A 26,488-nucleotide genomic window follows, 5' to 3' on the forward strand; every position below is an offset into this window, starting at 1 on the left:
TTCAAATTTTTCTTTAGACACGGCTATATTCCTTACTGTTGCGCTCTCCCCTTCTGGAGAGAGCACGGGATCAATGTTTTTTAAAACCCGGGGCTTATTTACCGCGAGCTTCGATTACGGCCTGAGCTACGTTGTTTGGCGCGTCATCATACTTCAGGAATTCCATGGAGTAAGATGCACGACCTTTGGTCAGTGAACGCAGTTGAGTTGCGTAACCGAACATTTCAGACAACGGAACTTCAGCGTGAATCTGAACGCCAGTAGCGTTAGATTCCTGACCTTTCAGCTGACCACGACGACGGCTGAGGTCACCGATAACGTCACCGGTGTTCTCTTCTGGGGTTTCCACTTCAACCTTCATGATAGGCTCAAGCAGAACTGGTTTCGCTTTCTTAAAGCCATCTTTGAAGGCAATAGAAGCGGCCAGTTTAAACGCCAGTTCGGAGGAGTCAACGTCGTGGTAAGAACCGAAGTGCAGACGCACGCCGAGATCTACTACTGGGTAACCCGCCAGAGGACCAGACTTCAGCTGCTCCTGGATACCTTTATCAACAGCAGGGATGTATTCCGTTGGGATCACACCACCTTTGATGTCGTTGACGAACTCGTAACCTTTCGGATTCGAGCCCGGCTCCAGTGGGTACATGTCGATAACAACATGACCGAACTGACCACGACCACCAGACTGCTTAGCGTGTTTACCTTCAATATCGGTAACTTTCGCGCGAATCGCTTCACGGTAAGCAACCTGAGGTTTACCCACGTTAGCTTCAACGTTGAATTCACGTTTCATACGGTCAACGATGATGTCGAGGTGAAGCTCACCCATACCAGCGATGATAGTCTGGTTAGACTCTTCATCAGTCCATACGCGGAATGATGGATCTTCTTTAGCCAGACGACCCAGAGCCAGACCCATTTTTTCCTGGTCAGCTTTGGTTTTTGGTTCAACTGCGATCGAAATTACTGGCTCAGGGAATTCCATGCGCTCCAGAATGATCACATTGTCCTGGTCGCACAGGGTATCACCGGTAGTCACTTCTTTCAGACCGATAGCTGCAGCGATATCACCCGCGCGAACTTCTTTGATCTCTTCACGTTTGTTGGCGTGCATCTGTACGATACGGCCCAGACGCTCACGTGCTGATTTCACCGGGTTGAACACGGTGTCACCAGAGTTAACCACGCCAGAGTAAACGCGGAAGAAGGTCAGGTTACCAACAAACGGGTCAGTTGCGATTTTGAACGCCAGAGCAGCAAACGGCTCGTTGTCGTCAGAGTGACGAACAGCCGGAGTGTCTTTACCGTCGTCCAGCATACCGTTAATCGCAGTAACGTCAGTTGGAGCTGGCAGGTATTCAACAACCGCATCCAGCATCGCCTGAACACCTTTGTTCTTAAATGCAGAACCACAGGTAACCAAGATAATTTCGTTGTTCAGTACGCGCTTACGCAGAGAAGTTTTGATCTCTTCTTCAGTCAGCTCTTCGCCACCAAAGAATTTCTCCATCAGTTCGTCAGAACCTTCAGCAGCGGCTTCAACCAGTTTCTGGCGCCATTCTTCGGCCAGTTCCTGCATATCAGCTGGGATCTCTTCGTATTCGAAGGTCACGCCCTGATCGGCTTCGTTCCAGTTGATGGCTTTCATTTTCACCAGGTCAACAACACCGGTGAATTTCTCTTCCGCGCCGATTGCCAATTGCAGAGGCACCGGAGTTGCGCCCAGACGTTTTTCAATCTGATCAACAACTTTCAGGAAGTTAGCACCCATACGGTCCATTTTGTTAACGAACGCGATACGTGGAACTTTGTATTTGTTAGCCTGACGCCATACGGTCTCAGACTGTGGCTGAACACCACCAACAGCACAGTAAACCATTACCGCACCGTCAAGCACACGCATGGAACGTTCAACTTCGATGGTGAAGTCAACGTGCCCTGGGGTGTCGATGATGTTGATGTGGTGTGGTTCGAACTGTTTGGCCATACCTGACCAGAAACAGGTGGTCGCAGCGGACGTGATGGTAATACCACGTTCCTGCTCCTGCTCCATCCAGTCCATGGTGGCTGCGCCATCATGAACTTCACCGATTTTGTGGTTTACACCGGTGTAGAACAGAACACGTTCGGTAGTAGTAGTCTTACCGGCGTCGATGTGAGCACTGATACCAATGTTACGGTAACGCTCAATGGGTGTTTTACGAGCCATTTGATTCCTCTATATCCTGGGACGTTCATTTAAGTAACCCAAAGCGGGCAGCTCACATGAAGCGCCCGCCTGGTGACTAACACTCCGAAGGGATTACCAACGGTAGTGAGCGAACGCCTTGTTGGCTTCAGCCATACGGTGAACGTCTTCACGTTTCTTAACTGCAGTACCTTTGTTCTCTGCAGCATCAGAAAGTTCGTTCGCCAGGCGAAGAGCCATGGATTTATCACCGCGTTTACGAGCAGCTTCTACGATCCAACGCATTGCCAGAGCATTACGACGAACCGGACGTACTTCTACTGGAACCTGATAAGTAGAACCACCAACACGGCGGGACTTAACTTCGACAGTCGGACGAACGTTGTCCAGAGCGACTTCGAAAGCTTCCAGAGCTTGTTTACCAGAACGCTGAGCCAGGGTCTCCAGCGCGGTATACACGATAGATTCAGCAGTAGATTTCTTACCATCTACCATCAGAATGTTTACAAATTTGGCCAGCAACTCTGATCCGAACTTAGGATCTGGCAGAATTTTACGTTGACCAATGACGCGACGACGTGGCATGGGAATACTCCGTTGTTAATTCAGGGTTGTCCAAAACTCTATTGAGTTTGACATTTATTTAAAACGTTTGGCCTTACTTAACGGAAACCATTAAGCCTTAGGACGCTTCACGCCGTACTTAGAACGAGATTGCTTACGGTCTTTAACGCCGGAGCAGTCAAGTGCACCACGAACGGTGTGGTAACGAACACCTGGCAAGTCTTTTACACGACCACCACGGATCAGGATCACGGAGTGTTCCTGCAGGTTGTGACCTTCACCACCGATGTAGGAGGTCACTTCAAAACCGTTAGTCAAACGCACACGGCATACTTTACGCAGTGCGGAGTTTGGTTTCTTAGGAGTGGTGGTATATACACGAGTACATACACCACGTTTCTGCGGGCAGGCTTCCAGCGCTGGCACGTTGCTTTTTGCAACTTTGCGAGCGCGTGGTTTGCGAACCAGCTGGTTAACTGTTGCCATTAAATAGCTCCTGGTTTTAGCTTTTGCTTCGTAAACACGTAATAAAACGACCTCATATAATATGAGGACGCAGAATTTTAGGGCTGAGCCGAAAAGGTGTCAAGAAATATACAACGATCCTGGATTTTACCAGGATATTTGCTGTTCGTGTTTAACCGTTAATCTGACGAAATCAGTATAGCTGACCTTGCCTATCCCGGTTGAAATTTGAGCAGACAAGCCGCGAGCCTCGATATCTTCCTGCAGAGCATACACAGAAATGGGGGCGGCGTGCAGTAAATCAAGAGCTCGGGTGCCGGTGAGTGCGGCAATGACCGCATCCTGCAGCAATAAAATTTCGTCCCCCTGCTTAACGCAGCGCAGCAGCGCGTCAAAATCGGTCTGAAAGGGGGAATGGTGTAAAATATGCAGCATATCGCCTCAGAAAGTTAGCACCACGTCAAACTGATGCAGTATTTCGCGCAACGCATCAGGCTCAAGGGGTTTGACATCAAGCACCCAGGCGCTGGCGGGTGATAGCCCCCGCTCGCGGACAGAAGCCGCGCACAGATAACACTGCTCAATATCATACAGCGGCAGCACACGAAATGTGGCGATGTAATCTCTGGCAAGGATAAGGCCGGGTTGCTGACCGGGAAGCAGTTGCATCACGCCGTCACCGATGAAGAATACGCCAATCTCCTCAGATAATGCTGAGGTAGCCAACAATGCATCTAAGCCTTCACGGCCGCTGGCGCTCCCGTGAGGAGCTGATTTAAACACAAATGCGACACGCTTCATCAGAATTGCACCGTTCTGTCGCAGGTGAGCGAAGCCTGTGCCAACGCGCCCAGCCCGCTAAGCGTGAAGCCAGGCTGCAAATTGTGGCAGGGTAAACCGAGCTGCCCGGCTTGCGTTTCGTCGGCCACGCCACGGCGCAGCGCCGCTGCCACGCAGATATGCAATTCAACACCATGCTGCACATTAAGCTGCTGCCAGCCGCGAACCAGATCGAATTCATCGCTGGCAGGAGAGGTTAGCTGGTTGGCGTTGTAAACCCCCTCACGGTAGAAGAACACGCTTTCGAGCGTGTGCCCTTCGGCAATAACCGCCTGCGAAAATTGCAACGCGCTGCTCGCCTGCTGCGTACCGTAAGCCGGGCCTGTTACCAGGATGGCAAAACGCATTACTTATCCTGCCCCTGGAAATCACCGTTTTTGAACTGGCGGATATAGAGATAAACCGTGTGCTTGGAAATATTCAAACGATCGGCAACCTGGTTAATCGCGTCTTTGATATCAAAGATACCTTTCTCATACAGGTTCAGCACAATCTGTCGATTTTTGGCGTTGTTAGAGACATTGCGATCGGCATTCACTTCTTCAATCGTGAATTCCAGCGCCTGCATCACCAGATCTTCCACCGAGGAGGCAAAGTTTACCGAAGAGGCCACTTCTGGGGTTTCCGGCGGAATAAACGTCGACATAATTTGCGAGAACGGCACATCAAGATTGATATTGATACACAGCAGGCCGATCACCCGCTCGTCACGATTGCGGATCGCAATCGTCTCGGATTTCATCAGGACGCCACTTTTTGCACGGGTGAAATAGCATTTAGAAACGCTACTGTCAGCACCTGTCATATCGTGCAGCATACGCAAGGCAAGATCGGTAATCGGCGAGCCAATTTTACGCCCGGTGTGTTCACCATTCGCAATACGGATAGCGGAACATTTCAGATCCTGCAGCGAGTGCAACACAATTTCACAATGAGAACCAATCAGCATCGCTAACCCGTCCACTACCGCTTCGTAGGATTTTAATATTTCAAAGTCGGTTTGTTCAAAAGGACGCTGGTCCAGTAAGTCAAGCTCACTGGTTTCATTGGTTAAAAGCGAATTGGACATTTAAAGATACCACCCTCTACAGAGAGCCTGTCGTGCTTAAATTGTATCAGGGCAGACTCATACTCAGTTGAAACGCCGTCTGCTAAGGTAATACAGTGGAAGATGCGCTTTCCAGCTTTTATTCTATCCGGCCTCAAATAAAAAACCGCCGCCCCTGAGGACGGCGGTTAAACATATCTTATTTGCTCTTCGCTGCATCCGCTTCAGGCGCAGCTTCTGGTTTGGCATCTGCTTTTGGTGCAGGCTTAATATCCAGCAGCTCAACGTCAAACACCAGCGTGGAGTTAGCCGGAATTCCCGGAACGCCAGTTTTGCCGTAGGCCAGCTCTGGTGGAATAACCAGTTTGATCTTGCCGCCTTTCTTCAGGTTCTTCAGGCCTTCAGTCCAGCCTGGGATAACGCCATCAAGACGGAAAGAGAGTGGCTCACCGCGGGTATAAGAGTTATCAAACTCTTTACCGTCGATAAGCGTACCTTTGTAGTTCACCACGACCGTGTCGCTATCTGTCGGCGCTTCACCGGTACCGGCTTTGTCGATTTTGTACATCAGGCCAGTAGAGGAAGTTTTCACGCCTTTCTCTTTGGCGAAAGTATCGCGGAAAGCTTTGCCTTTATCGGCGTTTTCTTTAGCGTCTTTTTCCATCTTCGCCTGGGCCGAAGCCTTCACGCGCGCTTCGAAAGCCTGCAGCGTCTGCTCGATTTCCTGGTCAGATAATTTGCTCTTATCCGCAAAGGCATCCTGAACACCGGCGATAAGCTGATTCTTATCCAGCGTGATCCCCAGTTTTTCTTGTTCTTTCAGTGAATTTTCCATGTAACGGCCCAGCGAAGCACCCAATGCATACGCAGATTTCTGGTCGTCATTTTTGAATGCCGCGTTGCTGGCAGCAGGAGCCGCAGCCTCTTTAGCCGCAGCTGCCGGGGCAGCGAACGCCGGAGCGCTCAGGGCAACGGCCATCGTGGTCGCCAGTAGCGTTACTTTAAACAGTGATTTCATCCATTTCTCCAGGGCCGGGGCCTCTAACCCCAAGGTTATTATCAACTAAGAGACGTACTATAACGTCGTGGAAGAAATCTACACAATCTCTCCGCGCCTTATCGAGACAAATTCAGACTCTTTTTGTATAAAGAAGTTTCGTGCTGAGTAAAACGGCGCTGTAACCAGCAGGATTTTTCAGTAGAATCGCCGGAAATTGTCCATCCGCAGGCCAGGAGTATTCGCCATGCAGCAAAAATCGACCGAACAACGACTGGAAGAACTTGAGAGTCGTCTCGCTTTCCAGGAGATTACGATAGAAGAGTTAAATCAGACGGTAACGGCTCACGAACTGGAGATGGTCAAACTACGCGAGCATTTCCGTTTGCTGGTTGAAAAGCTAAAAGCCAGCCAGCCTTCAATGGTCGCCTCGGAAGCCGAAGAGACGCCACCGCCGCACTACTAGTTAGTCGTATAGCCGTGATAAAAAAAGAGGCGTGTCACCGACACGCCTCTTTTTGTAACTTTAATCGTTAGCCGATTAATGGCAACCGCAGCCGCCATTACCGCCGCAACCACCTTTACCATGTTCATGGTCGCCGTGGTCATGGCCGTGACCGCCGCAGCAGCCGCCTTCACCATGGTCGTGGTGATGATCGTGCTCGCCGTGAACGTGGCCATGAGCCAGCTCTTCAGCCGTGGCTTCACGGATGGCAATCACTTCTACGTTGAAGCTCAGGTTTTGGCCTGCCAGCATGTGGTTGCCATCGACAACAACGTGCTCATCTTCAACCGCGGTAATTTCTACCGGTACCGGCCCCTGGTCGGTATCAGCCATAAAGCGCATACCCACTTCCAGTTCGTCAACGCCCATAAAGACGTCTTTCGGTACGCGCTGAACCAGGTTCTCGTCGTACTGGCCGTAAGCGTCATTTGCGCCAACGTTCACGTCGAAACGGTCGCCAACAATGTGGCCTTCCAGCGCGGTTTCCAGACCAGAAATCAGGGAGCCGTGACCATGCAGATAGTCCAGCGGCGCACTCACCGGAGACTCATCAACCAACACACCGTCTTCTGTACGTACCTGATAGGCCAGGCTGACCACCAGGTCTTTTGCTACTTTCATGATATCTCCTGAGCGAGCGTGAGAAAAAAACTGGCGCCGATTGTAGCGGAATTTAGCGCCGGTGTACCCCTAAGCTTAAAAAAAGCTGGGGCATCTCGCTAGTCCGGATGGAAAATCCCGATAACTTGCTCTTGTTCGCGAACGTGCTCGCGCGCTTGTTTATCCGCTTCACGCATCTGATGGCCGCAATTAACACACTCAACAATATCGACATTATTCTCACGCCACATCGCGAGGGAATCTCGCGTCTGACACTCGGGACACACGGCCCCGGCAATAAAACGTTTACGCACCGACATTCGCTTCACCTTCTTTATTCAAATTCATCCCAACCATCGTACTGTCGACGTTCCTGCTGCATCTCGCGTTCGAAAATCTCCTCCAATTCACGACGCGCTTCGCGCACTCTGGAAATTTGTGCGTTATCGGTATGAATCGGCATTAACTCACGCAGCATGCTCATATCCAGACGCCGGAAGTGCAGCTGCGCACGATGCGCCTGATGCGGGTGCATGCCCAGGGTCATCAGCGCCTTACGCCCTAACTCCAGCGCGCTGGAAAACGTCTCGCGTGAGAATTGCGTAACCCCAGCCTGCAGCAATTCGTGCGCTTCTACACGCCCTCTGGCGCGCGCCAGAATCGCCAGATGTGGAAAGTGTTGTTGACACAAATGCACGATCTTCAGCGTGTCTTCCGGTTCATTACAGGTGATCACGATAGATTTTGCGCTCCCGGCGCCCGCTGAACGCAGCAGCTCAAGTTCGGTGGCATCGCCGTAATAAACCTTATAGCCGTATTTGCGCATCAGGCTAACGGAGCTGATATCCCGCTCAAGCACCGTAATGCGCATTTTGTTCGCCATCAACAGGCGGCCAATCACCTGGCCGAAGCGCCCAAAGCCAACAACAATGACCTGTGGCTGGTCGTCTTCCACATGCGGTTTTTCATCGTTTTCATCATCAATAACGTTGAAGCGCCGCGCAAGAAGGGCATCGATGCCCTTCATCAGCAATGGCGTGGTCATCATTGACAGCGTGACGGTCACCAGCAACAGCGGCATCTGGTCGCCGCTGAACAGTTTTTGCGATGACGCGGTAGAAAACAGGACGAAAGCGAACTCCCCGCCCTGGCTTAACACGCCGGAAAACTGCAGCCGTTCGGAGCGGCGTAACCCAAAATGCCACGCCAGGCTATACAGAACCGCGGCCTTCACGGCCACCAGCACCACGACACCTAAAACCACCCAGAGAATATGGGTATAAAGCACGCCCAGGTTTAACGCCATGCCTACGGAGATAAAGAACAACCCCAGCAATAAGCCTTTAAAGGGATCGATGGCGATCTCCAGCTCGTGGCGATACTCGCTTTCAGCCAGCAGAACGCCGGCGATAAAAGTGCCGAGCGCCATTGAAAAGCCCAGCGCATCCATAAATAGTGCCGAGCCGAGCACCAGCAGCAGCGCCGCGGCGGTAAAGACCTCGCGCACGCCGGAACCCGCAATAAAGCGAAACAGTGGCTTTAACAGGTAACGGCCGCCAATCAACATGGCGGCGAATGCCAGAACTTTAAAGCCTATTTTTATCCAGTCGGTATGCCCACCGTCATTCCCGGCCAACAGCGGCACCAGCGCGATCGCCGGAATAACCGCTAAATCCTGGAACAGCAGCACAGAAAAACCGAGCTGGCCGGATTCATTGCGGTTCATGCCCTTATCGCGCATCAGCTGTAACGCCATCGCAGTAGATGACATCGCCAGCCCAAGGCCGCCAATCACCGCCGCCTGCCAGGAAAACTGCGTTAGCATCAGCAACCCAGCCAGTACCACGGCGCTGAGTAACACCTGCGCAGCACCCACGCCAAAGATAGAACGCCGGAGCTGCCAAAGTTTGGACGGGTTCAGCTCCAGCCCGATGATAAACATCAGGAACACTACGCCAAGCTCCGAGAAGTGGAGAATTTCATCCACGTCGCTGATAAAACCTAGCCCCCACGGCCCGATAGCAATACCCGCCAGCAAATAGCCGATCACCGCGCCAATTCCTAGCCTGGCAGCAATGGGCACCGCCACCACCGCCGCAAATAAAAACAGCACGCCTGCCAGCAGGACGTCAGATCCTTCCATCAGCGGCCTCCTGGTAATGTCGGAGAGGCCAGCCACTCGCCATACGCCTTCGCGTGGCTGGCAAGCTCCTGTGGAGACTGGCGGCGCGCCCAGTAAACAATCATCGGATTCATCCAGTGCATACGGCACATCGCGGCGGTCAGCTCAAAGGGACGTAAAATATCGGTCAGCGGGAAGCGGTTAAAGCCGTCATGCCGATAAGCGCCCTCCGGCTCGCCGGTGGTTATCACACTACGCCAGTACTTTCCCGCCAGAGCGGTGCCTCCAACGCCGCTGGCAAAGCCGCGGCTTAGCACGCGATCCAGCCACTCTTTGAGCAATGCCGGGCAGCTATAGGTATAAAGAGGATGCTGGAAAACAATGACATCATGCTGTTGCAGTAATGCCTGCTCGCGATAGATATCGATAAAAAAGTCAGGATAGTGCGCATAAAGGTCATGCACAGTGACATTAGCAAGCTGCTGCGCCGGCTGGAGTAAGACGCGGTTGGCGACCGAGTCCTGTGACTCCGGATGGGCATATAGCAGCAAAACTTTCGGCGGCTGCGACATCATTCCCCTCCAGGGCGTCGTCATCGTCTTTAAATTGGGCTACCATGCAGCCCGACGCGCTGCCAATAGCATCACGTTACCTTAATATAATCACAATTTAACATACTCTGAACATACGGCGCTTTATGATTGTTTTCTCCTCGTTACAAATTCGTCGCGGCACCCGCGTTCTGCTGGATAACGCCACCGCCACCATCAATCCAGGCCAGAAAGTGGGCCTGGTGGGTAAAAACGGCTGCGGTAAATCCACGCTGCTGGCGCTACTGAAGAACGAGATCGGCGCCGATGGCGGCAGCATGACCTATCCGGGCAACTGGGCGCTGGCCTGGGTAAACCAGGAAACCCCTGCGCTGGCGATGCCTGCCATTGAATATGTTATTGATGGCGACCGCGAATTCCGCCAGCTTGAAGCGGAACTGGCCGCCGCCAATGAGCGCAACGACGGTCACGCTATCGCGCTGGTTCACGGCAAGCTTGATGCGGTTGATGCCTGGACGATTCGCTCGCGTGCCTCAAGTTTGCTGCATGGTTTAGGCTTCAGCAACGAACAGCTTGAGCGCCCGGTGAGTGATTTCTCCGGCGGCTGGCGTATGCGTCTGAACCTCGCTCAAGCCCTGATTTGCCGTTCCGATTTACTGCTGCTCGATGAACCGACTAACCACCTGGACTTAGATGCTGTTATCTGGCTCGAACGCTGGCTGAAAAGTTATCAGGGCACGTTAATTCTGATTTCCCACGATCGTGACTTCCTCGATCCGGTCGTCGGCAAGATTATTCATATCGAACAAGAGTCGATGTTTGAGTACACCGGCAACTACTCATCGTTCGAAGGCCAGCGCGCGACGCGCCTGGCTCAGCAGCAGTCAATGTATGAAAGCCAGCAGGAGCGAGTCGCTCACCTGCAAAGCTTTATCGACCGTTTCAAGGCCAAAGCCAGTAAAGCAAAACAGGCGCAAAGCCGCGTGAAGATGCTCGAACGCATGGAGCTGATTGCTCCGGCGCATGTCGATAACCCGTTCCACTTTAGCTTCCGCACCCCGGAAAGTTTGCCGAACCCGCTGCTGCGCATGGAAAAAGTTAGCGCGGGTTACGGCGAGCGCGTGATCCTGGATTCTATCAAACTGAATCTGGTTCCCGGCTCGCGCATCGGCCTGCTTGGCCGCAACGGCGCCGGTAAATCGACGCTGATAAAACTGTTGGCAGAAGAAATTCAGCCATTGCAGGGCGATATTGGTCTGGCAAAAGGCATCAAGCTTGGCTATTTCGCCCAGCATCAGCTGGAATATTTACGTGCCGATGAGTCGCCGCTGCAACACCTGGCGCGCATTGCGCCGAAGGAGCTTGAGCAGCAGCTGCGTGACTACCTGGGCGGTTTTGGTTTCCGGGGCGATAAAGTCACCGAGCAAACCGCGCGTTTCTCCGGCGGTGAAAAAGCACGGCTGGTGCTGGCGCTGGTGGTCTGGCAGCGCCCTAACCTGTTGCTGCTCGATGAACCGACCAACCACCTCGATCTCGACATGCGCCAGGCATTAACCGAAGCGCTGATCGATTTCGAAGGAGCGCTGGTTGTGGTTTCGCACGATCGCCATCTGCTGCGTTCCACCACCGACGACCTCTATCTGGTGCACGGCGGTAAAGTCGAAGCCTTTGATGGCGATCTGGAAGATTACCAGCAGTGGCTGGTGGATCTGCAAAAACAGGAAAACCAGCCGCTTGATTCAGCTAAAGATAACCTCAACAGCGCACAGGCTCGTAAAGATCAGAAACGCCGTGAAGCAGAATTGCGTACGCAAACTCAGCCGCTGCGTAAGCAAATCACTCAGCTTGAAAAGCAGATGGAAAAGCTGAATGCACAGCTTGCGGAAGTTGAAGAAAAGCTGGCTGACAGCGCGATTTACGAGCAGAGCCGCAAAGCCGAAATGACCGCATGCCTGCAAACCCAGGTAAAAGTAAAGGCAGCGCTGGAAGAGTGCGAGATGGAGTGGCTGGACGCGCAAGACCAGCTGGAGCAGATGATGCAGGCCGAATGACAGTCTGGCCTCACCCAAAGTGAGGCCAGAGCACTCAATGCCAAATCAGCAATACGCACGCCGCCGTCAGCAGTCCCATAAATACGTTAAAGATTGTCCAGGCGCGGCGGCTGCGCAGCAGTTTGCCAATCATACTGCCGAACGCAATCCAGATAATACCCGCAACAATGTTAACCAGCGCAATACCGATGCTGATTAACACCACGGAATGCAGGTACTGAGCGCCAGCAAGGCTAAAACTGGCCACGGCACCCAGCGCCATCAGCCAGGCTTTAGGGTTGATGACCTGAAGTAAGCCGCCCTGCCAGAATGGAATGGGAACCGGAGGCGGCGCATCGGTTTCCAGTTTTTCATAGGTCGCGGTGCCGATTTTCCAGGCCAGCCATAACAGGTAAGCACTCCCGGCTATTTTCAGGATAAGGTGCAAAGCAGGATATAAAAGGATTAAGCTACCGACGCCGAAGGCCACCAGCAGCAGAATGCATTGCATCCCAAGCATGATGCCAATCATCAACGGAATGGTGCGCATAAAGCCGTAATTGGCGCCGGAAGAAGTCAGTAACATATTGTTTGGGCCAGGTGTAATCGCCGCGACCCATAAAAAACCCAGCATTGAGAAAAAAAGCGTTTCCATGAAATGGGTGTTCCACACCCGGTAAGTTAATTAGCAAACTAAATGAAACTAACAGTGTGATATGGCCACGACAAGTCCCGCAGTATTGAATTTTCATCACCTGGAAGATGAGCAGTTTCGTCCGTTGAGGGGTGTCAGTAACCCGCACCTGCAAACTATGCTTCCGCGGTTGATTCGCCGTCGCCTTAATTTCAAACCTCACTGGCAGCGTCTGGACATGCCGGACGGGGATTTTGTCGACCTTGCCTGGAGCGAAGACCCGCGCCTGGCCATGCATAAACCACGGTTAGTCGTTTTTCATGGGCTTGAAGGCAGCCTGCACAGTCCGTATGCCCACGGCTTAATTGAGGCCGCCAGTAAACAAGGCTGGTTAGGCGTGGTGATGCATTTCCGCGGCTGTAGCGGCGTACCAAATCGCATGAAGCGTATTTATCACTCTGGCGAAACCGAAGACGGCAGCTACTTCTTAAACTGGCTCAGCACCCGTTACGGCAAAGTGCCAACGGCGGCGGTCGGATTTTCGCTCGGTGGGAATATGCTCGCCTGCCTGATGGCCCGACAGGGGGCCGACTGCGCTTTGCAGGCCGGCGTGGTGGTTTCAGCACCATTGATGCTGGAGCATTGCAGCAAGCACATTGAGAAAGGTTTCTCCCGCGTCTATCAGCACTATCTTTTGAATCTGCTGAAGAAAAATGCCGCACGCAAGCTGAGAAGTTATCCAGGCTCGCTCCCGGTAGATCTGCGCCAGCTTAAAGGGATGCGCCGCCTGCGCGAGTTTGATGATTTGATTACCTCGAAGATTCACGGCTTTGCCGATGCTATCGACTATTACCGTCAATGCAGCGCCATGCCGTTGCTGCCGCAAATCAAAGCGCCTACGCTTATCATCCATGCAAAAGATGATCCGTTTATGGATCATCATGTGATCCCGGATAAAGCAACATTACCGGCGAATATCGAGTATCAACTGACGCGCTACGGTGGCCACGTTGGGTTTGTGGGCGGCACGCTGCGCCGCCCTGAAATGTGGCTTGAGCAGCGCATTCCGCAGTGGCTGTCGCAATTTCTGGACCCCTAATATGATGATCCCCTGGCAAGACCTACCGCCCGAAACGCTTGATAATCTGATTGAATCCTTTGTATTACGCGAGGGCACCGATTATGGTGAACAAGAGCGTTCACTTGAGCAAAAGGTGGCTGATGTTAAGCGCCAGCTGCAAAGCGGTGAGGCGGTGCTGGTATGGTCAGAACTTCATGAAACGGTGAATATCATGGCGCGCGGGCAATTTCGCGGCTAAGCCTGCCTATACTGCATAATACAACTGCCTGCACCCCACCAAACTTGCTACTACCCATGGAGTTGTTGCCTTATGTCAGCCAAACATCCGGTTATTGCCGTAACAGGTTCCAGCGGCGCGGGAACGACCACCACCAGCATTGCCTTTCGTAAAATCTTCCAGCAGTTAAATCTGCGCGCGGCGGAAGTCGAAGGTGACAGCTTCCACCGTTTCACCCGTCCTGAAATGGATATGGCGATTCGTAAAGCGCGCGATCTTGGCCGCCATATCAGCTACTTCGGCCCGGAAGCCAACGACTTTGGCTTGCTGGAGCAGACGTTTATTGAGTACGGAAACTCCGGCCAGGGCCAGTCACGTAAATATCTGCACACTTACGATGAGGCCGTACCCTGGAACCAGATTCCGGGAACCTTTACGCCATGGCAGCCCTTGCCGGAACCAACGGATGTTTTGTTTTATGAAGGCTTGCATGGCGGAGTCGTTACCCCGCAGCACGACGTCGCGAATGCCGTTGATTTGCTGGTAGGCGTAGTGCCGATTGTGAACCTGGAGTGGATACAAAAACTGGTGCGCGATACCAGCGAGCGCGGGCATTCCCGTGAAGCGGTAATGGATTCCGTGGTGCGCTCAATGGACGATTACATCAATTACATCACGCCGCAGTTTTCCCGCACGCACATCAACTTCCAGCGCGTCCCTACGGTAGATACCTCTAACCCGTTTGCCGCGCGCGGTATTCCGTCTCTGGATGAAAGCTTTGTGGTGATTCATTTTCGCGGGCTGGATGACATCGATTTTCCCTATTTGCTCGCCATGCTGCAAGGCTCATTTATTTCTCATATCAATACATTAGTGGTGCCGGGCGGCAAAATGGGGCTGGCGATGGAGCTGATTATGACGCCGTTAGTTAAACGCCTGGCAGAAGGTCGCAAGATTAATCAGGGCGGCTAATCACCGCCCTTTTGTCACTCACTGAGCTTCAATGACTTGGTAGCTGTGGGTGATATTCACTGCTTTTTCCAGCATCAGCGCCACAGAGCAGTACTTCTCAGCAGACAGGTCTACCGCGCGGGAAACCGCGTTATCTTTTAGCTCTTTGCCCGTCACGATGAAATGCAGATTGATATGCGTGAACAGACGCGGGGCTTCTTCACGGCGCTCGGAAGTCAGTTTTACTTCACAATCCGTCACGTTGTAGCGGCCTTTTTGTAAAATCGACACCACATCAATTGCACTACAACCGCCAGCGGCCATCAACACCATCTCCATCGGGCTGGGGGCTTTATCGCCAGAATTACCGTCCATCAGAATCTGGTGTCCTGATGCGGACTCTCCGAGAAAAGTTAATCCTTCAACCCATTTCACTCGTGCCTGCATGTTGTTCACTCCTCCGGGAAAATTACCTTTCAGAGTACGCAGATCCAGCAATTCTGGCAACGGAAGGCGACCTGCGTCATGCTGAAACGAGACAATAGAAGACACTTGTCAAAAGCTATGCTAAAACAATCCCGATGCTGCATCGATACATTGACGTAATGCATGTAAGCAGAGGACATCACTAATTACAGGCAGCAAGAATGACTTGCATGCCACCTCCCCAAGGTGGGGAACATTCTAATACTTGCAACGCCAGACAGGATGTTTAGCGTCCTGTCGTTGGTAGCCAGTTATAAAACAGAGGATAACCGCGCATGGTGCTTGGCAAACCGCAAACAGACCCGACTCTCGAATGGTTCTTGTCCCATTGCCATATTCATAAATATCCATCGAAGAGCACACTGATTCATCAGGGTGAAAAAGCAGAGACGCTGTATTACATCGTCAAGGGTTCTGTGGCTGTCCTGATCAAAGATGAAGAGGGCAAGGAAATGATCCTCTCCTATCTGAATCAGGGCGATTTTATCGGCGAGTTAGGGCTGTTCGAAGAAGGTCAGGAGCGTAGTGCCTGGGTTCGCGCTAAAAGTGCTTGTGAAGTGGCTGAAATTTCGTATAAAAAATTCCGCCAGCTGATTCAGGTCAACCCGGACATTTTGATGCGCCTCTCTTCACAGATGGCCCGCCGTCTGCAAGTCACTTCTGAAAAAGTCGGTAACCTGGCATTCCTTGATGTGACTGGTCGTATCGCACAGACGCTGCTGAACCTGGCTAAACAACCTGATGCCATGACCCACCCGGACGGTATGCAGATTAAAATTACCCGTCAGGAAATCGGTCAGATCGTGGGCTGCTCTCGCGAAACCGTAGGTCGTATCTTGAAAATGCTGGAAGATCAAAACCTGATCTCCGCTCACGGTAAAACGATCGTCGTCTACGGCACTCGTTAATCTCCGTCTCAAAAAATGGCGTGTTTGCTTCATAACACGCCTTTTTTGTCTCTACACTTCCCTCACTTGCTCTAAATAATTCATGTTGCAGGTGGGCAGTAAGCTCAGGAATCCCCAGGAGCTTACTAAAGTAAGTGACTGGGGAACCAACAACCCTGCAACTTGAAGTATGACGAGCAAATGTGGCGACGGCTGATCTACCATCCAGAAGTTAATTACGCACTGCGGCAAACGCTGGTGCTGTGCCTTCCGGTGGCAGCAGGTTTACTCTTCGACGCGCTCCAGTCTGGCCTGCTGTTCTCATTAGTCCCCGCCTGCTGCAACATTGCGGGCCTTGATACGCCCCATAAGCGCTTTTTTAAACGTCTGATCGTTGGCGGCAGCCTGTTTGCCATCAGCAGTTTGATTATGCAGCTCTTACTGCTCTATACCACCGTGCCGCTGCCCGTGATCCTCATGGCGATGGCGCTCCTGCTGGGGATAACGGCGGAAATCAGCGCTCTCCATGCTCGTCTGCTTCCCGCCTCACTGATAGCCGCCATCTTCACGCTCAGCATGGCCGGGAATATGCCCGTCTGGCAGCCGATGCTGCTGTATGTCTGCGGCACCGTCTGGTACGGCGTGTTTAACTGGTTTTGGTTCTGGGTGTGGCGTGAACAGCCGCTGCGCGAATCATTAAGCCTGCTCTATCGCCAGCTGGCGGATTATTGCGAAGCGAAATACGGCATGCTGACGCAGCATACCGATCCTGAAAAGGCGCTGCCTCCGCTGCTAGCCCGCCAGCAAAAAGCGGTCGATCTGATTACCGTCTGCTACCAGCAGCTGCATATGCTGGCGGCAAACCAGCAAAACGGCTACAAGCGTTTACTGCGGGTATTTCAGGTCGCGCTGGATTTACAGGAGCATATTTCGGTCAGCCTGCATCAACCTGCCGAGGTGCAAAAACTCGTTGAAAAAAGCCACGCCGAAGCGGTGATTCGCTGGAATGCCCGCACCATCGCGGCACGATTACGCGTGCTGGCAGACGATATCCTTTACCATCGCTTCCCCCGGCGCTTCACCATGGAAAAGCAGATCGACGCGCTGGAGAAAATCGCCCGTCAGAATCCCGATAACCCGGTAGGGCAATTTTGCCATTACCACTTCAGCCGCGTCGCACGCGTGCTGCGTACCCAGCGCCCGCTGTATATCCGTGACCTGATGGAAGACCGACAACGCCATTTGCCGCTGTGGGCGGCGCTAAAAAGCTATTTATCTTTGCGATCGGCGGCGCTACGTAATGCCGCAAGACTAGGCGTAATGCTCACCATCGCCAGTCTGTTAGGCGCCTTTTTACATCTGCCTAAGCCTTACTGGATATTAATGACGGTGATGTTTGTCACGCAAAATGGCTATGGCGCTACGCGCGTCCGTATTCTTCACCGTTCAGCGGGCACTATTGCGGGCCTGGCTATCGCCGGTATCGCCCTGCACGTCCACTTCCCACAAAGTATTGCGCTGGGGGCCATGCTGCTCATTACCCTGGTCAGCTATCTGTTTATTCGCAAAAACTACGGCTGGGCGACGATTGGCTTTACGGTCACCGCTGTTTATACCCTGCAATTACTCACGCTAAGCGCCGGGCAGTATATCGTTCCGCGCCTGATAGATACCCTGCTGGGCTGTCTGATAGCCTTCGGCGGTATGGTGTGGCTGTGGCCACAGTGGCAGAGCGGCCTGCTGCGCCAGAACGCCCATGACGCGCTGGAAAGGGATCAAAATGCGATTCGCCTGATTCTGAGCCATGACCCGCAACCTACGCCGCTCGCTTACGAGCGCATGAAGGTCAACCAGGCACATAACGCCCTGTTTAACTCCCTCAATCAGGCGATGCAGGAACCCGGATTTAACTCAGACTATCTGGCGGATATGAAGCTATGGGTGACGCACAGCCAGTTTATCGTCGAGCATATCAATGCGATGACGACGCTGGCTCGCGAGCACACCATGCTGACGCCGGACCTCGCCCAACGCTATTTGCAATCTTGTGAGATTGCGCTGCAACGCTGCCAGCAGCGGCTGCAATATGATGGGCCGGGAGAAACTCAGGATGCGAATATTCTGGACCCGCTGGAAGGGCTTCCGGGCGGGCCGTTAAGTACCATGGAGCAGCATTTACAGCGGATACTGGCGCACCTCAGCACCATGCACACGATCTCGTCTGTTGCATGGCGCCAGCGGCCACATCATGGGATCTGGCTGAACCGCCTGCGGCGGCCCGGCTGATGGTTAACCTTTGATGACCTTAGCGACCGCGTTAGCAAAGCGCTTCATCCCTTCGTCGATATCAGCCTCTTCAACGATCAGCGCCGGGGCAAAACGCATCACGTCTGGCCCCGCGTTCAGTACCATTACGCCCGCCTGTGCTGCCGCATACAGGAACTCGCGCGCGCGGCCCTGGTAGTGAGGCTTCAGCTCGGCGCCAATCAGCAGCCCCATGCCGCGAATGTCGCTGAACAGATCGAACTGCTGGTCGATTTGCTGCAAATGCCTGATGAACTGCTGGCGTTTTGCCATAACCCCGTTCAACACCTCAGACGTATTGATGATATCAAACGCCGCACCGGCGACCGCGCAGGCCAGCGGGTTTCCGCCATAGGTAGAACCGTGTGTGCCGACATGGAACGCCGAGGCGATATCCTGGGTCGTCAGCATCACGCTGACCGGGAAGCCGCCGCCGAGGGCCTTCGCGCTGGTCAAAATATCGGGCGTCACGCCGTAGTGCATATAAGCAAACAGCTCACCGATGCGCCCCATACCACACTGCACTTCATCAAATACCAACAAGGCTTTGTATTCGTCGCACAGGTCGCGCAAGCCTTGCAAGAATTCAGGCGTCGCCGCCGTTACGCCGCCCTCACCCTGAATCGGCTCGACTACAATTGCGCAAGTGTGGTCATCCATCACGGCTTTTACCGCGTGCAGATCGTTAAACGGCACATGGATAATATCGGCAGGTTTCGGGCCAAAGCCATCGGAATACTTCGGCTGCCCACCAACAGAAACGGTAAACAGCGAACGGCCATGGAACGCGTTATGGAAGGCAATAATTTTGGTTTTATACGGGCTATGGCGAGTAGAAGCGTAGTAACGAGCCAGTTTAAACGCGGTTTCGTTGGCTTCGGTGCCGGAGTTCATAAACAGCACGCGCTCAGCAAAAGTGGCAGCAATAAGCTTACGGGCCAGGCGCAGCGCGGGTTCATTCGTGAAAACGTTACTGGTATGCCACAGCGTTTCGCCCTGAGTTTTCAACGCTTCAACTAACGCCGGATGGCAGTGGCCCAATGCGGTGACGGCAATCCCGCCCGCAAAATCAACGTACTCTTTACCTTGTTGATCCCAGACGCGACTGCCTCTGCCTTTCACCGGGATAAACTCTGCCGGTGCATAAATCGGCAAAATCACTTCATCGAAAGTCGCACGGGTAATTGCTGCTTGTTCAGTTGCCATTTAATTGCCACCCTATTTTTACGCAACAACAGACATGAAAATATAATCATGAAATATGCATAAAAAATCATTACCTGGCAATAAAAATCAGCGCTGAAGGAAATTGGCTAACAGCTGGTGCCCCTGCTCGCTAAGAATACTTTCCGGATGAAATTGCACCCCTTCCAAATCAAACTCGCGGTGGCGGATCCCCATAATCTCTTGTTTATCCGTCCAGGCCGTTATCTCAAAGCAGTCGGGCAACGTTGTGGGGTCAATCACCAAAGAGTGGTAGCGCGTGACTGTCAGGGGATTATTCAGGTTGTGGAATACGCCAGAATGGTTATGCGTAATGGCAGATGTTTTGCCATGCATTACGGTTTGCGCACGCACAATGGCTGCGCCAAATGCCTGAGCAACGACCTGATGACCCAGACAAACTCCCAGTATCGGCAGCTTCCCGGCAAAGTGTTTTATCGTGGCCAGAGAAATTCCCGCCTCATCAGGTGTGCAGGGGCCTGGTGAGATAACCAGCTTTTCAGGTGCCAGGGCCCTGATATCAGAAAGGGTCAGTTCATCGTTACGCTTTACCACCACTTCTGCACCCAGTTCGCAAAAGTACTGATAGAGGTTCCAGGTGAACGAATCGTAATTGTCGATAAGCAGTAGCATCGCGGCTCCGGGGTAAAAAGAACCGCGCTATTCTATTCGCTTTCGCGCGCTTCGCTCACCACTTTAGTGAAAATCTCAGCCAGCGCGGCCAAATCCCCCAAAGCCCCGGCCTGATTAGCCGCGTGCCAGGTTTCAGGGGCGACGTCTTTCCAGTCCAGAACATAACCCGCATGGATCGCCAACTGCTCGAAGAACACGCGCTGAGCACGACCGCTGCCGACAAAGAACGGGTGAAGGACGTTAATTTCGCAGTAGTAATGCGCCAGACGCTGAACGAACTCGGCTCTGGCAAGCCCCACCAGATAATGCTCGTCTTCCAGCTCCTGCATCAGGTCGTTGCCTTCATTTTCGATGTACTCGAAATGGCAGAACCGTGTCTCACCTTTGGAAATATCCACATCACGCAGCTCGCCTGCCCAGTCGAAAACATCCTGAAAAAGCTGCTGATGGATAGCGCATAACCAGGGTAATCCGCGATGCAGCGGGCCAAGCTCAATTTCCTCAACGCGCTGCGCGATGGCTTCATCCTGGGCATGAGGCTCAAGAATATCCAGCCGCTGACTTGCCTGAAATGAACGGCTACGCTGCTGCTGCCAAAGGCGCGACTTTTGTTTGTCGGTCAGTTTCTTTGCCATGATGCCTCCCTAACATAACCCTCAGTTGCCACAAGTATAAGCAGCAATCGGTGGAAGTGCTGGAAGCAGGATTTTGCGCGAGCATAAACTGCCCGCGCAGGAATGAGTTACGGCAGGACTTTCGCGGAAAGGATAACGACAGGTTTTGACGGCACATTCTGGTATGGGCCGACGTCATGCGTCTGTACCTGAGAGATCTTATCGGCCACTTCCATCCCTTTCACAACTTTACCAAATACCGCGTAACCAAAGTCGCGCTGGCCATGGTCGAGAAAAGCATTGTCCGCCACGTTGATGAAGAACTGGCTGGTTGCACTGTCTTTAGCCGCGGTACGCGCCATTGAAATGGTGCCGCGAGTATTGCGCAGACCGTTATCGGCTTCGTTTTTGATCGGTGGATTAGGCTGCTTCTGATTCATATCTTCAGTAAAGCCGCCACCCTGAAGCATAAAGCCTGGGATCACGCGATGGAAAATGGTGTTGTTGTAAAAGCCGCTGTTGACATAATCGACGAAGTTTTTCGCAGAAACCGGGGCTTTTTGGCTATTTAACTCAAGCTCAATGTCACCCGCTGAGGTCGTCAACAGGACATGGGGGTCGCCTTTAGCAGCGAGTGCCGCAGGAGAGAGAGCGGTGAGAGCAAACACGGTTGCTACAGCCGCCAGAGTCGATTTGAGCATGAATAATTCCTTACGAATGCGGTGAATGAGGCCAGTGGCTAGATTGTAAAGAGGCGCTCAACTATGCGCCAGCCATTTACGGTTTTTTACTTTCACACAAATCAACAAGTTAAATGAAGCCATTCGCGAATGGCGCAATTTTTCGTGATAACAATCACTTTAAACCCATCCCGTTGCAGCAAATAATATATAAATTGTATTAATGGATCACGTTTTTGACTAAAATTCACGTTACTCGGGTGCTGTCAAAGCACTTTACATTTCTATTCACAGGCTCGTCATGACTAACAGCAACCGCATTAAGCTCACATGGATCAGCTTCTTCTCCTACGCCCTTACGGGTGCGCTGGTGATCGTCACCGGGATGGTGATGGGCAATATCGCCGAATACTTCCACGTTCCCGTTTCCAGCATGAGCAACACCTTCACCTTCCTGAATGCCGGCATTCTGATCTCTATTTTCCTCAACGCCTGGTTAATGGAAATTGTCCCGCTCAAAACTCAGCTGCGTTTCGGTTTTATCCTGCTGATTCTGGCGGTGGCCGGACTGGTGTTCGGCAATAGCCTGGCGCTATTTTCGAGCGCGATGTTTGTGCTCGGGCTGGTCAGCGGTATCACTATGTCGATTGGGACCTTCCTGATTACCCATATCTATGAAGGCCGCCAGCGCGGTTCACGCCTGCTGTTCACCGACTCCTTCTTTAGCATGGCGGGGATGGTTTTCCCGATGCTGGCGGCAATTTTGCTGGCGCGCAGCATTAACTGGTATTGGGTTTACGTCTGCATCGGCATGGTTTATGTCGCTATCTTTATTCTGACTATCGGTTGTGATTTCCCGGCTTTGGGCAAACACGCAGCGAAAACTGAACAGGCTGCGGAGAAAGAAAAATGGGGCGTCGGCGTGCTGTTCCTCTCCATTGCCGCACTGTGCTATATCCTCGGCCAGCTGGGCTTTATCTCCTGGGTGCCGGAATACGCCAAAAGCCTGGGTATGAACCTGAATGATGCCGGCCAGCTGGTGAGCAATTTCTGGATGTCTTATATGTTCGGGATGTGGGCGTTCAGCGCCATTCTGCGTTTCTTCGATCTGCAACGCATTCTGACCCTGCTGGCGGGAACGGCAACCGTTCTGATGTACTTCTTCAACCAAAGTGAACCGGCGCACCTGGCGTGGTTTATTCTGGCGCTCGGCTTCTTCTCCAGCGCAATTTACACCTCGGTGATTACGCTTGGCTCTTTGCAAACCAAAGTGGCTTCGCCAAAGCTGGTTAACTTTGTGCTGACCTGCGGCACCATCGGTACCATGCTGACCTTCGTGGTAACCGGTCCGATTGTGGCACACAGCGGCCCGCATGCGGCGCTACAAACCGCAAATGCGCTGTACGCGGTAGTGTTTATCATGTGTCTGATTCTGGGGCTGGTCACAAAACATCGTCAGCATAACGCTGCCGTTGCCACACATTAACGGCAGTGGCTGTCATGGCGGGGGCAAAACTCACCCGCCAAAATTAATCCCTGCGGCTTTCCTCCGGCATTGAGAATAATCATCGGAACGGTATGTTGGCTCGATGCCCATGCCAGATGACGCGTATCCACTCCTTGTTGATTAATCGCCCCTCTTTTAAACACGCCCAGAAAAAATGAGGACATTTATTGTCCTTACGGGAATAGCCAGACAATTCCACGACTTAGAAAAACCCTAAAAAATCAGCAATATACCCATTAATGGGTATATGGGGGTGTATTTGATTTGTATCAATAATCGCCATTGCTGAATCGTTAAGGTAGGCGGTAATAGAAAAGAAATTGAGGCAATTATGAGCAAAGTCAAAATCGCAATCATCGGTAATGGCATGGTCGGCCATCGCTTTATCGAAGACTTACTTGATAAAGCCCAGCCAGGCCAATTCGATATCACCGTTTTTTGTGAAGAGCCACGCAAAGCCTACGACCGCGTGCATTTATCTTCCTACTTCTCCCATCATACTGCTGAAGAATTATCCCTGGTGCGTGACGGTTTCTATGAGAAACACGGTGTAAAAGTGCTGGTTGGCGAACGCGCCATCACCATTAACCGCCAGGAAAAAGTCATTCACTCGAATACTGGCCGTACCGTGTATTACGACAAACTGGTCATGGCGACCGGTTCATACCCGTGGATCCCGCCGATTAAAGGCTCCGAAACACAAGACTGTTTCGTTTACCGTACCATCGAAGATCTGAACGCTATCGAAGCCTGTGCCCGCCGCAGCAAGCGCGGCGCGGTGGTTGGTGGTGGTTTGCTGGGTCTTGAAGCCGCAGGCGCGCTGAAAAACCTCGGCGTTGAGACGCACGTGATTGAATTCGCACCGATGCTGATGGCCGAGCAACTCGACCAGATGGGTGGCGAGCAGCTGCGCAATAAAATTGAAAGCATGGGCGTGCGCGTTCACACCAGCAAAAACACGCAGGAAATCGTCCAGACAGGTAAAGAAGCCCGTAAAACCATGCGTTTTGCCGATGGCACCGACCTGGAAGTCGATTTTATCGTCTTCTCCACCGGTATCCGCCCACGCGACAAGCTGGCGACTCAGTGCGGACTGGCAACCGCGCAACGCGGCGGGATTGTGGTTAACGACACCTGCCAGACTTCCGATCCTGACATTTACGCTATCGGTGAATGTGCCAGCTGGAATAACCGCACCTTCGGCCTGGTGGCACCTGGCTACAAAATGGCTCAGGTCACCGCCGATCACCTGCTCGGCGCAGAAAATGCCTTTGAAGGCGCGGATATGAGCGCCAAGCTGAAACTGCTCGGCGTGGATGTCGGCGGGATTGGTGATGCCCATGGCCGCACGCCAGATTGCCGCAGCTATGTTTACCTCGACGAAAGCAAAGAAGTTTATAAACGTCTGATCGTCAGCGCCGATAATAAAACGCTGCTGGGTGCCGTGCTGGTGGGTGACACCAGCGATTACGGCAACCTGCTGCAGCTGGTGCTGAATAACATCGAACTGCCGGAGAACCCGGATGCGCTGATTCTCCCGGCCCATGCCAGCTCCGGCAAGCCAGCCATTGGCGTGGATAAACTGCCGGACAGCGCGCAAATCTGCTCCTGCTTTGATGTCACCAAAGGACATCTGGTTAAAGCCATTAACAATGGCTGCCATACGGTCGCAGCGCTGAAAGCAGAAACCAAAGCGGGGACCGGCTGCGGTGGCTGTATTCCATTAATCACCCAGGTTTTGAATGCTGAACTAAGCAAGCAAGGCATCGAAGTTAACCACAATCTTTGTGAGCACTTCGCCTTCTCACGCCAGGAGCTATTCCACCTGATCCGCGTTGAAGGCATCAAATCCTTCGACGAACTGCTGGGAAAATACGGTAAAGGTTACGGCTGTGAAGTCTGTAAACCGACCGTCGGTTCGCTGCTGGCCTCTTGCTGGAACGATTATGTGCTGGCTCCACAACATACGCCGTTGCAGGACACCAACGACAACTTCCTCGGCAACATTCAGAAAGACGGGACTTACTCCGTTATTCCTCGTTCTGCCGGCGGTGAAATCACGCCGGAAGGCTTGATGACCGTTGGCCGCATCGCGCGCGAATTCAATCTGTACACCAAAATCACCGGCTCGCAGCGTATCGGCCTGTTTGGTGCGCAGAAAGATGATTTGCCAGAAATCTGGCGTCAGCTGATCGAGGCGGGTTTTGAAACCGGCCACGCGTATGCTAAAGCGCTGCGTATGGCGAAAACCTGCGTCGGCAGCACCTGGTGCCGTTACGGCGTTGGCGATAGCGTTGGCTTCGGTGTTGAGCTGGAAAACCGTTACAAAGGTATTCGCACCCCGCACAAAATGAAGTTTGGCGTATCCGGCTGTACCCGTGAATGTGCGGAAGCGCAGGGTAAAGACGTCGGCATTATCGCCACCGAGAAAGGCTGGAACCTGTATGTATGCGGTAACGGCGGCATGAAACCTCGCCACGCTGATTTACTGGCCGCTGATTTAGACCGTGACACGCTGATTAAATATCTCGACCGCTTCATGATGTTCTACATCCGCACCGCCGACAAGCTGACCCGTACCGCACCGTGGCTGGATAGCCTGGAAGGCGGCATCGAGTATCTGAAACAGGTCATCATCGAAGATAAGCTGGGCCTGAACGAGCAGCTGGAATCAGAGCTGGAACGCCTGCGCGAGAAAGTCATCTGCGAGTGGGCTGAAACGGTTAACAGCCCGGAAGCGCAGGTTCGCTTTAAACACTTTATCAACAGCCCGGTGCGCGACCCGAACGTACAGGTCGTGCCCGAGCGTGAACAACACCGTCCGGCGACACCTTATGAGCGTATCCCGGTCACTCTGGTAGAAGCCGTGGAGGAAAATGTATGAGCCAGTGGACTACCGTTTGCCAGTTAAACGACATCCTGCCTGCTACCGGTGTTTGCGCGTTAGTGGGTGCTAAGCAGATCGCTATTTTCCGCCCGCGTCACGACGAGCAGGTTTTCGCCATCAGCAACATTGACCCGTTCTTTGAAGCGAGCGTGCTGTCACGCGGCCTGATTGCCGAACACCAGAATGAATTGTGGGTTGCCAGCCCGTTGAAAAAGCAGCGCTTCAGACTGCGTGACGGGCTATGTATGGAAGATGAGAGCCGCTCGATTGCGCATTACCCCGCGCGCGTTCAGGACGGCCAGGTTCAGATTAAAGCATAAGACTTAAAGCAACCCTCACCCTTGCCCTCTCCCTGAGGGAATTAATTTGGTGTTCGCCCTCTCCCTGGAGAGAGGGCCGGGGTGAGGGGACAATTGCACTTACAGACTGATGACAAACCTCATGAGTTGTGCCAAACGAACATAGACCATTAA

The 26,488-nt window shown here is 52.8% G+C and carries 29 protein-coding genes; 10 read left to right on the forward strand and 19 right to left on the reverse strand.

The window, feature by feature from the left end; all coding sequences use genetic code 11:
• Nucleotides 1-94 precede the first annotated feature (94 nt).
• From fusA to fkpA, 8 genes are all read right to left on the reverse strand, one after another.
• Nucleotides 95-2,209, reverse strand: a complete 2,115-nt coding sequence (gene fusA, locus EHN07_RS16235) for an elongation factor G (RefSeq protein ID WP_124025090.1) — start codon at nt 2,207-2,209, stop codon at nt 95-97.
• A 93-nt stretch (nt 2,210-2,302) separates the two neighbouring features.
• A complete protein-coding gene (gene rpsG, locus EHN07_RS16240) occupies nt 2,303-2,773 on the reverse strand; it encodes a 30S ribosomal protein S7 (protein ID WP_034499040.1) in 471 nt (156 codons plus the stop codon).
• Between the two features lie 90 nt (nt 2,774-2,863).
• Nucleotides 2,864-3,238, reverse strand: coding sequence for a 30S ribosomal protein S12 (gene rpsL, locus EHN07_RS16245; protein WP_003023654.1), 375 nt, complete (start codon nt 3,236-3,238; stop codon nt 2,864-2,866).
• A gap of 126 nt (nt 3,239-3,364) precedes the next feature.
• Nucleotides 3,365-3,652, reverse strand: coding sequence for a sulfurtransferase complex subunit TusB (gene tusB, locus EHN07_RS16250; RefSeq protein ID WP_124025091.1), 288 nt, complete (start codon nt 3,650-3,652; stop codon nt 3,365-3,367).
• Between the two features lie 6 nt (nt 3,653-3,658).
• A complete protein-coding gene (gene tusC, locus EHN07_RS16255) occupies nt 3,659-4,018 on the reverse strand; it encodes a sulfurtransferase complex subunit TusC (protein WP_124025092.1) in 360 nt (119 codons plus the stop codon).
• Nucleotides 4,018-4,404, reverse strand: coding sequence for a sulfurtransferase complex subunit TusD (gene tusD / locus EHN07_RS16260; protein WP_124025093.1), 387 nt, complete (start codon nt 4,402-4,404; stop codon nt 4,018-4,020). Before tusD ends, tusC begins: the two co-directional genes overlap by 1 nt.
• On the reverse strand, nt 4,404-5,126 hold the full coding sequence (locus EHN07_RS16265; RefSeq protein ID WP_034460202.1) for a helix-turn-helix transcriptional regulator: 723 nt from the start codon (nt 5,124-5,126) through the stop codon (nt 4,404-4,406). Before EHN07_RS16265 ends, tusD begins: the two co-directional genes overlap by 1 nt.
• A gap of 178 nt (nt 5,127-5,304) precedes the next feature.
• Nucleotides 5,305-6,123, reverse strand: a complete 819-nt coding sequence (gene fkpA / locus EHN07_RS16270) for an FKBP-type peptidyl-prolyl cis-trans isomerase (protein ID WP_124025094.1) — start codon at nt 6,121-6,123, stop codon at nt 5,305-5,307.
• Nucleotides 6,124-6,349: 226 nt separating this feature from the next.
• On the opposite strand from fkpA, the gene EHN07_RS16275 reads away from it, so the two are divergent.
• Nucleotides 6,350-6,568 (forward strand): protein SlyX, encoded by a 219-nt coding sequence (locus tag EHN07_RS16275; RefSeq protein ID WP_034460204.1) that lies wholly within the window; start codon nt 6,350-6,352, stop codon nt 6,566-6,568.
• Between the two features lie 75 nt (nt 6,569-6,643).
• On the opposite strand, the gene slyD is transcribed toward EHN07_RS16275, so the two are convergent.
• The 4 genes from slyD to kefG form a co-directional block, all read right to left on the reverse strand.
• Nucleotides 6,644-7,228 carry a peptidylprolyl isomerase gene (gene slyD, locus EHN07_RS16280; RefSeq protein ID WP_124025095.1) on the reverse strand — a complete coding sequence of 195 codons (585 nt, stop codon included), beginning with the start codon at nt 7,226-7,228 and terminating at the stop codon, nt 6,644-6,646.
• A gap of 98 nt (nt 7,229-7,326) precedes the next feature.
• On the reverse strand, nt 7,327-7,527 hold the full coding sequence (locus tag EHN07_RS16285; RefSeq protein WP_124025096.1) for a YheV family putative zinc ribbon protein: 201 nt from the start codon (nt 7,525-7,527) through the stop codon (nt 7,327-7,329).
• A 14-nt stretch (nt 7,528-7,541) separates the two neighbouring features.
• Entirely contained in the window at nt 7,542-9,350 is a 1,809-nt protein-coding gene (gene kefB / locus EHN07_RS16290) for a glutathione-regulated potassium-efflux system protein KefB (protein ID WP_124025097.1), read from the reverse strand.
• A complete protein-coding gene (gene kefG / locus EHN07_RS16295; RefSeq protein WP_167467324.1) occupies nt 9,350-9,901 on the reverse strand; it encodes a glutathione-regulated potassium-efflux system ancillary protein KefG in 552 nt (183 codons plus the stop codon). The genes kefB and kefG overlap by 1 nt, the downstream gene beginning before the upstream one ends.
• Before the next feature lie 125 nt (nt 9,902-10,026).
• Here kefG and EHN07_RS16300 point away from each other — a divergent pair, with 125 nt between their 5' ends.
• On the forward strand, nt 10,027-11,931 hold the full coding sequence (locus EHN07_RS16300) for an ABC transporter ATP-binding protein (protein ID WP_124025099.1): 1,905 nt from the start codon (nt 10,027-10,029) through the stop codon (nt 11,929-11,931).
• Nucleotides 11,932-11,965: 34 nt separating this feature from the next.
• On the opposite strand, the gene EHN07_RS16305 is transcribed toward EHN07_RS16300, so the two are convergent.
• Nucleotides 11,966-12,565 (reverse strand): LysE family translocator, encoded by a 600-nt coding sequence (locus EHN07_RS16305; protein WP_124025100.1) that lies wholly within the window; start codon nt 12,563-12,565, stop codon nt 11,966-11,968.
• Nucleotides 12,566-12,626: 61 nt separating this feature from the next.
• Here EHN07_RS16305 and EHN07_RS16310 point away from each other — a divergent pair, with 61 nt between their 5' ends.
• From EHN07_RS16310 to EHN07_RS16320, 3 genes are all read left to right on the forward strand, one after another.
• Entirely contained in the window at nt 12,627-13,643 is a 1,017-nt protein-coding gene (locus EHN07_RS16310) for a hydrolase (RefSeq protein ID WP_124025101.1), read from the forward strand.
• 1 nt (nt 13,644) lies between these two features.
• Entirely contained in the window at nt 13,645-13,863 is a 219-nt protein-coding gene (locus tag EHN07_RS16315) for a YheU family protein (protein ID WP_034460225.1), read from the forward strand.
• 72 nt (nt 13,864-13,935) lie between these two features.
• Nucleotides 13,936-14,814, forward strand: a complete 879-nt coding sequence (locus EHN07_RS16320; protein WP_124025102.1) for a phosphoribulokinase — start codon at nt 13,936-13,938, stop codon at nt 14,812-14,814.
• Nucleotides 14,815-14,832: 18 nt separating this feature from the next.
• Here EHN07_RS16320 and EHN07_RS16325 read toward each other — a convergent pair whose 3' ends face one another.
• Nucleotides 14,833-15,240: an OsmC family protein gene (locus tag EHN07_RS16325; protein WP_124025112.1), complete on the reverse strand. Its 408-nt coding sequence runs from the start codon at nt 15,238-15,240 to the stop codon at nt 14,833-14,835.
• 314 nt (nt 15,241-15,554) lie between these two features.
• Here EHN07_RS16325 and crp point away from each other — a divergent pair, with 314 nt between their 5' ends.
• Together crp and EHN07_RS16335 are read left to right on the forward strand one after the other, a co-directional pair.
• Nucleotides 15,555-16,187 carry a cAMP-activated global transcriptional regulator CRP gene (gene crp / locus EHN07_RS16330; protein WP_003852956.1) on the forward strand — a complete coding sequence of 211 codons (633 nt, stop codon included), beginning with the start codon at nt 15,555-15,557 and terminating at the stop codon, nt 16,185-16,187.
• Between the two features lie 180 nt (nt 16,188-16,367).
• Nucleotides 16,368-18,452 carry a YccS/YhfK family putative transporter gene (locus tag EHN07_RS16335; RefSeq protein WP_124025103.1) on the forward strand — a complete coding sequence of 695 codons (2,085 nt, stop codon included), beginning with the start codon at nt 16,368-16,370 and terminating at the stop codon, nt 18,450-18,452.
• Between the two features lie 3 nt (nt 18,453-18,455).
• Here EHN07_RS16335 and argD read toward each other — a convergent pair whose 3' ends face one another.
• The 4 genes from argD to ppiA all read right to left on the reverse strand — a co-directional run bounded on the left by argD (nt 18,456) and on the right by ppiA (nt 21,642).
• Nucleotides 18,456-19,676: a bifunctional acetylornithine/succinyldiaminopimelate transaminase gene (gene argD / locus EHN07_RS16340; RefSeq protein WP_124025104.1), complete on the reverse strand. Its 1,221-nt coding sequence runs from the start codon at nt 19,674-19,676 to the stop codon at nt 18,456-18,458.
• An 87-nt stretch (nt 19,677-19,763) separates the two neighbouring features.
• Nucleotides 19,764-20,327 carry an aminodeoxychorismate synthase component 2 gene (pabA, locus tag EHN07_RS16345; RefSeq protein ID WP_124025105.1) on the reverse strand — a complete coding sequence of 188 codons (564 nt, stop codon included), beginning with the start codon at nt 20,325-20,327 and terminating at the stop codon, nt 19,764-19,766.
• 32 nt (nt 20,328-20,359) lie between these two features.
• Nucleotides 20,360-20,962: a putative adenosine monophosphate-protein transferase Fic gene (locus EHN07_RS16350; RefSeq protein WP_124025106.1), complete on the reverse strand. Its 603-nt coding sequence runs from the start codon at nt 20,960-20,962 to the stop codon at nt 20,360-20,362.
• A gap of 107 nt (nt 20,963-21,069) precedes the next feature.
• Entirely contained in the window at nt 21,070-21,642 is a 573-nt protein-coding gene (gene ppiA, locus EHN07_RS16355; RefSeq protein WP_124025107.1) for a peptidylprolyl isomerase A, read from the reverse strand.
• Nucleotides 21,643-21,922: 280 nt separating this feature from the next.
• On the opposite strand from ppiA, the gene tsgA reads away from it, so the two are divergent.
• Entirely contained in the window at nt 21,923-23,107 is a 1,185-nt protein-coding gene (tsgA, locus tag EHN07_RS16360) for an MFS transporter TsgA (RefSeq protein ID WP_124025108.1), read from the forward strand.
• Here the strand turns inward: tsgA and EHN07_RS16365 are convergent.
• Nucleotides 23,104-23,292 carry a hypothetical protein gene (locus EHN07_RS16365; protein ID WP_124025109.1) on the reverse strand — a complete coding sequence of 63 codons (189 nt, stop codon included), beginning with the start codon at nt 23,290-23,292 and terminating at the stop codon, nt 23,104-23,106. The genes tsgA and EHN07_RS16365 overlap by 4 nt on opposite strands.
• Nucleotides 23,293-23,459: 167 nt before the next feature.
• Here EHN07_RS16365 and nirB point away from each other — a divergent pair, with 167 nt between their 5' ends.
• Both nirB and nirD read left to right on the forward strand, forming a co-directional pair.
• Complete coding sequence (gene nirB, locus EHN07_RS16370) at nt 23,460-26,012, forward strand: nitrite reductase large subunit NirB (protein ID WP_124025110.1); 2,553 nt, start codon at nt 23,460-23,462, stop codon at nt 26,010-26,012.
• Nucleotides 26,009-26,335 carry a nitrite reductase small subunit NirD gene (gene nirD / locus EHN07_RS16375; RefSeq protein ID WP_124025111.1) on the forward strand — a complete coding sequence of 109 codons (327 nt, stop codon included), beginning with the start codon at nt 26,009-26,011 and terminating at the stop codon, nt 26,333-26,335. The genes nirB and nirD overlap by 4 nt, the downstream gene beginning before the upstream one ends.
• The last annotated feature ends 153 nt before the right edge of the window (nt 26,336-26,488 follow it).

The sequence above is a fragment of the Buttiauxella warmboldiae genome (assembly GCF_003818135.1).
GTDB classification, from domain to species: domain Bacteria; phylum Pseudomonadota; class Gammaproteobacteria; order Enterobacterales; family Enterobacteriaceae; genus Buttiauxella; species Buttiauxella warmboldiae.